The sequence below is a fragment of the Streptomyces sp. NPDC058662 genome (genome assembly GCF_042716255.1).
Lineage (GTDB): Bacteria > Actinomycetota > Actinomycetes > Streptomycetales > Streptomycetaceae > Streptomyces.
Genome location: NZ_JBHXRU010000019.1, coordinates 73,040 through 80,001, shown reverse-complemented (window position 1 = coordinate 80,001; position 6,962 = coordinate 73,040). Strand labels below are relative to the sequence as shown.

The window sequence follows — 6,962 nt, the reverse complement described above, 5'->3', positions numbered from 1 at the left end:
GCCCGCGCCCCGGGGCGGCGCACGCGGCGTCGCCGGTACCACCCGTACCCGGGGCGCCCATGCCACCAGCATCGGGCACCGGCCGCCCGCTCGAGCCGGCGGCCGGCGGCCCCTGGCGGTGTCGGCGCTGCTACGGGGCCATCGTGTAGGCGCCGGACAGCGCTTCGACGCGCTCCCACACCCGGGCCGAGCGGGCCTCGTCGACGACCGGGCGGCGGACGGCGCCGAGCGCCCACTCCTGCTGCCGTTCGTCGGCGGCGTCCTTGCCGTGCAGTTCGACGGCGTGCGCGGAGAAGTCGCGCACCAGGACGGCGAACAGTTCGTCCAGGACGTCCTCGTCGAGGCCGGTCAGGCGGGCCTGCTCCAGGATCAGCTGGCCGTGCACGACGAGCGCGAACAGCTGGCCGACGGAGAGGAGGAGGTCGAGGTCGCGGCTCTGCCGCTCGTCCGGGGCGGCGGTGGCGGCGAACTCGCACAGCGCGTCGGCCTGCTCGCGGAAGCGGGCCACGTTCGGGACCGCGGCGTAGGCGTCGTAGGCGGTGCGCCAGTCGTGGAAGCGTACGGAGCCCAGGCCGCGGGCCGGCCCCTGACGGAAGAGGAATTCGTCGTCGGCGGCGTCGAGGCGGGTCGGCACGGGGGCGTACTCGACCGGTTCCAGCAGGTGGTTGCGCATGAACTTGAGGATCAGCGCCAGGTTGACGTGGACCGTGCCCTCCAGCTTGGGCAGCCCGCGGATCTCGACGGCGGCCTGGGCGAAGTAGGTGTCCTTCTCGAAGCCCTTGGCGGCGATGACGTCCCACATCAGGTCGATGACCTTCTCGCCCTCCGTGGTCACCTTCATCTTCGTCATCGGGTTGAAGAGGAGGTAGCGGCGGTCCTCGGGGCCGGCCGAGCGGAAGTAGTCGACGGCGCGGTCGCTGAACAGCTTCATGCCGACGAGGCGGACGTACGCGTCGGCCAGCTCCCGGCGCACGTGGGGGAAGGCGGTGACGGGGCGGCCGTAGAGGATGCGGTTCTGCGCGTGGGTGACGGCCTCGTACATCGCGTGCTCGCAGATGCCGATCGATGCGGTGCAGAGGTTGAACTTGCCGACGTTGACGGTGTTCAGGGCCGCGTCGAAGGCGGCCCGGCCGGTGTGCAGGACGTCGTCCGCGGTGACCGGGTAGTCCTCCAGGCGGAACTCGCTGACGTACTTGGAGGAGTCGACGACGTTCTGCACCAGTTGGTAGGCGGGGTGCCGGCTGTCCGCGGCGAAGAAGACGTACCCGTCCGGGCCCTCGACGTCGGTGCGGCGGCCGAAGACGGAGACGAGTCCGGCGGCGTTGCCGTTGCCGATGTAGTACTTGGAGCCGGTGGCCCGGAAGCCGCCGTCGCCGTCGGGCTCCAGCAGCATGTCGGTGGAGTAGATGTCGGCGCCGTGGGTCCGCTCGGACAGTCCGAAGGCGAAGACCTCGCCCTGGGCGAGGAGTTCGGCGGCGCGGGCGCGTGCGGCGGCGTTGTCGCTCTGCCAGACCGGGCCGAGGCCGAGGATGGTCACCTGCCACGCGTACCAGTAGTCGAGTCCGTAGAACCCGAAGATCTCGTTGAGGGCGGCGATCCGGGCCGTGTCCCAGCGCTGGTCCTCGCGCCCGGCGGCGGCGGCCGGGGTGAGGAAGGTGGCGAACAGGTCCTCCTTGGCGGCGAACGCGAGGAAGTCGCCCAGCCAGGCCCGGGTGCGGTAGTCCTCGATCAGCCGGCGCTTGCCCCGGGCCTCGAACCAGTCGACCGTGGCGCGCAGCAGCCTGCGGGTCTCGGCGTCGAAGTGCGCGGGGTCGTAGGTGTGCGGGTTGAACAGCAGGGCGTCGGCCATGGTTCGCCTTCCGGAGGGTACGGATCGAGGGGTGGGGTCGGGCGCGGCGGCTCAGGCGGGCGGGAGGCCCGCGGCGAGCCGGCGCAGGGTGGCGAGCACGTCGTCGAGCCAGGCGACGGTCATCCGTTCGTACGCGATGCCGCCCCGGAGCACGACGTGCTGGAGCTCCTGGCCCGTGTCGAGCGGTACGGGCGCTCCGGGTCCGGTGAAGTCGCGCAGCTCTCCGGCCAGGTAGTGCGCGAGCCGGTCGCTGTGGACCCGGTGGTGCCGCTCGACCTCGCGGATCATCGCGGCCGGGTGGTCGAAGGCGGCGCCGCGGATCTTCACGGCGAGGTCGTGGCGCAGGCTCTCGGGTTCGATCGGTTCGTGCAGCCAGCGGGAGAGCGCGGCGCGGCCGGGCGCGGCGACGGTGTACTCCTTCTTGTCCGGCCGGCCCTGCTGCGGCACCTCGCGGACGAGGAGCATGCCCTCGCCCTCCATCCGCCCCAGGACCCGGTAGATCTGCTGGTGCGTGGCGGTCCAGAAGTACCCGATGGAGCGGTCGAACCGCCGGGCCAGCTCATAGCCTGAGCCAGGCTTCTCCAGCAGGGAGACGAGGATCGCGTGTTCGAGCGCCATGCCCCGATCCTTCTATGCAACTCGTTGCACAGGCAAGCGGCTGCGGCCGGGTGAGACGCGGCTCACCCGTCGGAGCGCTCGTTCAACGTGCCGAAGGGGACGTGGACGCTCGGGGCGTTGCGGGAGGCTCCGACGAGATGGCCCATCTGGTCGTCGAAGAAGATGTGCGGCTTGAGCACGCCGATGATCGCGGCCTTGTCGATGCCGCCGAGGAAGAAGGCGTCGTTCACCGTCACGCCCCAGTCCTTCAGGCTGCGCACCGCCCGTTCGTGCGCGGGCGCGTTCCGGGCCGTGACCAGGGAGACGTGCACCCGGATCCGGTAGTCGGGGTCCCGGCGCCGGCGCTCCTCCTCGCGCTGCTGGACCCGGTTCACACCGGCCAGGAAGTCGCGCAGGGGGCCGGGGACGTGCGGGGTGCGGGCGTTGGCGCTCTCGTGGGAGCGGAAGGTGTCGAGGCCGTCCGCCTGGTAGATCCGCTCGGCCGCGTCATCGGCGAGGACCCCGTCGAAGTCGAAGGCGATCCGCAGGTCCCGGTCCTCGGCGTCGTCCTCGGTGGGCGACCCCACCACGTACCCGGCGGGCAGTCCGGCGGCGACGGCCTCGCGGACGTCGTGCTCGTCGGCGGACAGGAACAGCGACATGTTGAGCGCCGGCATGAACCGGTGCGGCGAGCGGCCCTGCGTGAAGATGGCCCGGGTGATCGGCAGGTCGTGGGACTGGATGGACCGCATCACCCGCAGCCCGGTGTCCGGGTCGTTGCGGGACAGGACGATCACCTCGACCAGCGGGTCGTCCCGCGGAGCCAGGTCGTTGAGCGAGAGCAGCCTGCGGAGGAAGGGATGGGCCACACCCGGTGCCAGGGTGCGGTCCAGGTGCTCCTCCTGGTAGGCGCGGTAGCGCGCCTCCCCCTCCTCGCGGAAGACCGCGTCCGCCTCCGTCAGGTCGAACAGGGCGCTGGAGGCGACGCCGACCACGAGCCGGTCGGCGAGGTCGTAAGGGGGCACGGCGTCTCCTCGGTACGGGTGGGGGGCGGGATGATGATCCCATGGTCACAGGTACCCGCGCAGGGGCCCGGACCGCGCCGCCGTACGCGCAGCCGGCCGGCTCCGTACGCGTTCCGGGCGGCGTACGCCCGTCGGAAACCAGCCGAACGCGAGGGGACCGCGAGAGGGGTGCGAGGGGCCCGTACGCCGCCGTGGCGCGCCCCTCGGCCGATCCGCCGCAGGTCAGGACCGGCCGCCGCAACTCCCCTGGCCCGTCCACATCATGACCTGTTGTCAAGACCCGTGCGGTGAACCGATAAGATCCCGGGCTGTTGTCCAATGATCTTTCGCTTTCGATCGTTTGAGGGTTCTGATGGTTCGAGAGGGATCGTCGCCCGGAAGTCCAGGGCCCACCTCACCCGTCGTATGGGCGCTGCCCGCCCTGCTGACCGGCGCGCTCGCGGTGGCCACCGTGGCGCTGGCCTCCGCGCCCGCCCGCACCCCCGTCGCCTGGGTCGGGGCCGCGGCCTTCGTCGCCGTGGCGCTGGCTTGCGGCGAGGCCGCCCGGCGCGGCAGGACGCTGGCGGCACTGCGCGTCACGGTCGCCGCCCAGGAGGCGGCGCTCGCGCGCCAGCAGGCCGAGACCGCGAGGCTGGCGGGGTCCCTGCTGCCGGATGTGGTGGCCCGGCTGCGCAAGGGCGAGTTCCCCGAGGACGTGCTGGCCTCGCTGGAGGACCCCGGCGCCTACGGCACGGGCCTGACACCGGAGTTCCGGGACGCCCACCTCGCGGTGCTGCGCTCCGTACTCGACGCCGTGGTCGCCGAGGAGGACCTGCGCGACTCCGCCCAGCGGGCCTTCGTGAACATCGCCCGCCGCGTGCAGGCGATCGTGCACCAGCAGGCGCAGGAGCTGCGGGAGATGGAGGACCGGCACGGGCAGACCCCGGCCGTCTTCGGCGACCTGCTGCGGCTCGACCACGGCACCGCCCTCATCGGCCGCCTCGCCGACTCCATCGCCGTCCTCGGCGGCGCGCGGCCCGGCCGCCAGTGGGGCAAGGCCGTGCCCCTGTACAGCGTGCTGCGCGGCGCCATGTCGCGGATCATCGACTACCAGCGCGTGGAGCTGCACTCCGTCTCCCAGGTCGCGGTGGTCGGACCCGCCGTCGAGCCGCTCATCCACGCGCTGGCCGAGCTGCTGGACAACGCCACCCGCTACTCCCCGCCGCAGACCAAGGTCCACCTGACCGCCGTCGAGGTGAACTCGGGCATCGCCATCGAGATCGAGGACGGCGGCCTGAGCATGAGCGAGGAGGCCCGCACCCGGGCCGAACGCATGCTGCGCCAGGCGCAGGAGGGCATCGACCTCACCGACCTCGGTGAGACCCCGCGCCTGGGCCTGGCCGTGGTCGGCCGGCTCTCGCAGGCGTACGGCTTCCGGGTGTCCCTGCGCTCCTCCGCGTACGGCGGGGTGCGCGCGGTGCTGGTCATCCCGCAGGACCTGATCACCACCGTCTCGGCGGCCACCGGCGTGGCCCACGGCATCGGCACCTCCTCCGGACCCCGCACGGCCCCGGAGCCGGCGGCCGCCCCGCGGCCGCTCCCGCGCGAGGCCGCGGGTCCTGGGCGGGCTGCCCTCACGGCCGCGGACCCCGCACCGGCGGCCGTGGCCGTCCTCGACGAGCCGTCCGGTGCGGACGAGGGGCCCGCCGTGACCGAGCGGACCCCGAACGGGCTCCCGCAGCGGCGCCGCAAGACCCGCGCGACGGCGCCGGAGCCGCCCGCGGCCGCCGGGGCCGCGCCGGCCGCCGCCGCGACCCCGGACCGGACCGAAGCCGCGCCCGGCATGTGGCTGGCCGCCTTCCAGAGCGGTCTGTCCGGGGACGTCCGGCCCGCCGGGAGCCACATCGCGGCAAGCCATCAGACAGACGCCTCGCCGGACCAGGCGAACGAAGGGGAACAGCCGTGAGTCAGCAGCAGAGCAATATGGACTGGATGCTCAAGGACCTGGCCGAGAGCGTCCCGCAGACCCGCCACGTCATCGTGCTCTCGGCCGACGGCCTGCGGATGGCGCAGTACGGCGCGGAGACCGACACCGCCGACCGGCTCGCCGCCGCCTGCGCCGGACTGCAGAGCCTGGCCGGCGCGGTCGCCTCCGAACTCCCGCACAGCGACGGCCGGATGCGGCTCGTCGTGATCGAGATGGACGGCGGGTTCTTCTACCTGATGGCCGCCGGAGCCGGGGCCTACCTCGCGGTGCTGGCCGGCGAGGGCGTCGACGCGGGGCTGATGGGCCAGCGCATGCGAGACCTGGTGGCCCGGATCGGAGAGCACCTCAGCAGCCCGCCGCGCAGCGACAGGCAGCCCGCGTGAGCGATCCGGGCCGGAACTGGGAGGACGGCAGTCCGGAGCGGCTCTACGTCATCACGGGCGGCCGCAGCGGACCGTTACTTCCCACCGACCTCGACCTGGTCACCCTGATCGTCGCCAGGTCGAGGCCCAGGCCCGGCATGCAGCCGGAGCACGCCACCATCATGCGGCTGTGCCAGGCGCCGCTCTCGGTGGCCGAGATCTCCGCGTACCTCGGCCTGCCGGTGAGCGTGGTCACCGTACTGCTCGGCGATCTGATCACCGCGGGGCAGGTGCTCTCCCGCGCACCCGTCGCCCGCGCCCAACTCCCCGACCTGGCATTGATTGAGGCAGTGATCGATGGACTTCGAAAGCTCTGAGCAGCCCCCGGGGCCGCGGCGCGAGGACGTTCTGCCCGCCACGGCCGCCGCCGCGGTCAAGGTGGTGATCGTGGGCGGCTTCGGGGTCGGCAAGACCACCCTGGTCGGCTCGGTGAGCGAGATCCGGCCGCTGACCACCGAGGAGACGATGACCCAGGCCGGGGTCGGCGTCGACGACACGGCGGGGGTGGAGCGCAAGAGCTCGACCACCGTGGCCATGGACTTCGGCCGTATCAGCATCAACGAGGAGCTGGTGCTGTACCTGTTCGGCACGCCCGGGCAGCAGCGCTTCTGGTTCCTGTGGCGGGGCCTGTTCGAAGGCGCCCTGGGGGCCGTGGTGCTGGTGGACACCCGCCGGCTGGAGGTCAGCTTCGACGTGATCGGCCGGCTGGAGGAGCGCGGGGTGCCCTTCGTGGTCGCCGTCAACTCCTTCCCGAACGCGCCCGAGTACCCGCTGGAGGAGCTGCGCCACGCACTCGACCTGCCCGCGTCCGTACCGCTGGTGCTCTGCGACGCCCGGCGCCGCGATTCCAGCCGCGACGTCCTGATGACGCTGATGCGCTACCTGCACTCCCTCGCCCTGCGGCCCGGGACGCCCTGAGCGCTCCCCCGCCCCGCGCGCCGTCCCGTCACCCGGGGCGGCGCTGGGCCGGGAGGGCCGTACGCCGAGAAGCGGGGGGGCCGGGGGGCGGCCGGGGGGGGGCGGCGGCGGGGCCGCGGGGGGCGGGGGGGCGGGGGGGGGGGGGCCGGGGCGCGGGGGGGGGGGGGGGCCCCCCCCGGGCGGGG

At 73.3% G+C, this 6,962-nt stretch carries 7 protein-coding genes; 4 read left to right on the top strand and 3 right to left on the bottom strand.

Annotated elements, in window-relative coordinates:
- Window positions 1-130: 130 nt before the first annotated feature.
- The 3 genes from ACFWUQ_RS10365 to ACFWUQ_RS10355 form a co-directional block, all read right to left on the bottom strand.
- Complete coding sequence (locus ACFWUQ_RS10365; protein ID WP_384535563.1) at window positions 131-1,849, bottom strand: acyl-CoA dehydrogenase family protein; 1,719 nt, start codon at window positions 1,847-1,849, stop codon at window positions 131-133.
- A gap of 51 nt (window positions 1,850-1,900) precedes the next feature.
- On the bottom strand, window positions 1,901-2,467 hold the full coding sequence (locus tag ACFWUQ_RS10360) for a PadR family transcriptional regulator (RefSeq protein WP_384535561.1): 567 nt from the start codon (window positions 2,465-2,467) through the stop codon (window positions 1,901-1,903).
- Window positions 2,468-2,529: 62 nt separating this feature from the next.
- Window positions 2,530-3,471: a 5'-nucleotidase gene (locus ACFWUQ_RS10355; protein WP_384535559.1), complete on the bottom strand. Its 942-nt coding sequence runs from the start codon at window positions 3,469-3,471 to the stop codon at window positions 2,530-2,532.
- Window positions 3,472-3,823: 352 nt separating this feature from the next.
- On the opposite strand from ACFWUQ_RS10355, the gene ACFWUQ_RS10350 reads away from it, so the two are divergent.
- The 4 genes from ACFWUQ_RS10350 to ACFWUQ_RS10335 are packed head-to-tail and all read left to right on the top strand — an operon-like array spanning window position 3,824 to window position 6,777.
- Window positions 3,824-5,416, top strand: a complete 1,593-nt coding sequence (locus ACFWUQ_RS10350) for a sensor histidine kinase (RefSeq protein WP_384535556.1) — start codon at window positions 3,824-3,826, stop codon at window positions 5,414-5,416.
- Window positions 5,417-5,433: 17 nt separating this feature from the next.
- Window positions 5,434-5,820: a roadblock/LC7 domain-containing protein gene (locus ACFWUQ_RS10345; protein ID WP_384535579.1), complete on the top strand. Its 387-nt coding sequence runs from the start codon at window positions 5,434-5,436 to the stop codon at window positions 5,818-5,820.
- Window positions 5,817-6,176, top strand: a complete 360-nt coding sequence (locus ACFWUQ_RS10340; RefSeq protein WP_384535554.1) for a DUF742 domain-containing protein — start codon at window positions 5,817-5,819, stop codon at window positions 6,174-6,176. The genes ACFWUQ_RS10345 and ACFWUQ_RS10340 overlap by 4 nt, the downstream gene beginning before the upstream one ends.
- Window positions 6,157-6,777 carry an ATP/GTP-binding protein gene (locus tag ACFWUQ_RS10335; protein ID WP_384535551.1) on the top strand — a complete coding sequence of 207 codons (621 nt, stop codon included), beginning with the start codon at window positions 6,157-6,159 and terminating at the stop codon, window positions 6,775-6,777. The genes ACFWUQ_RS10340 and ACFWUQ_RS10335 overlap by 20 nt, the downstream gene beginning before the upstream one ends.
- Window positions 6,778-6,962: the final 185 nt, after the last annotated feature.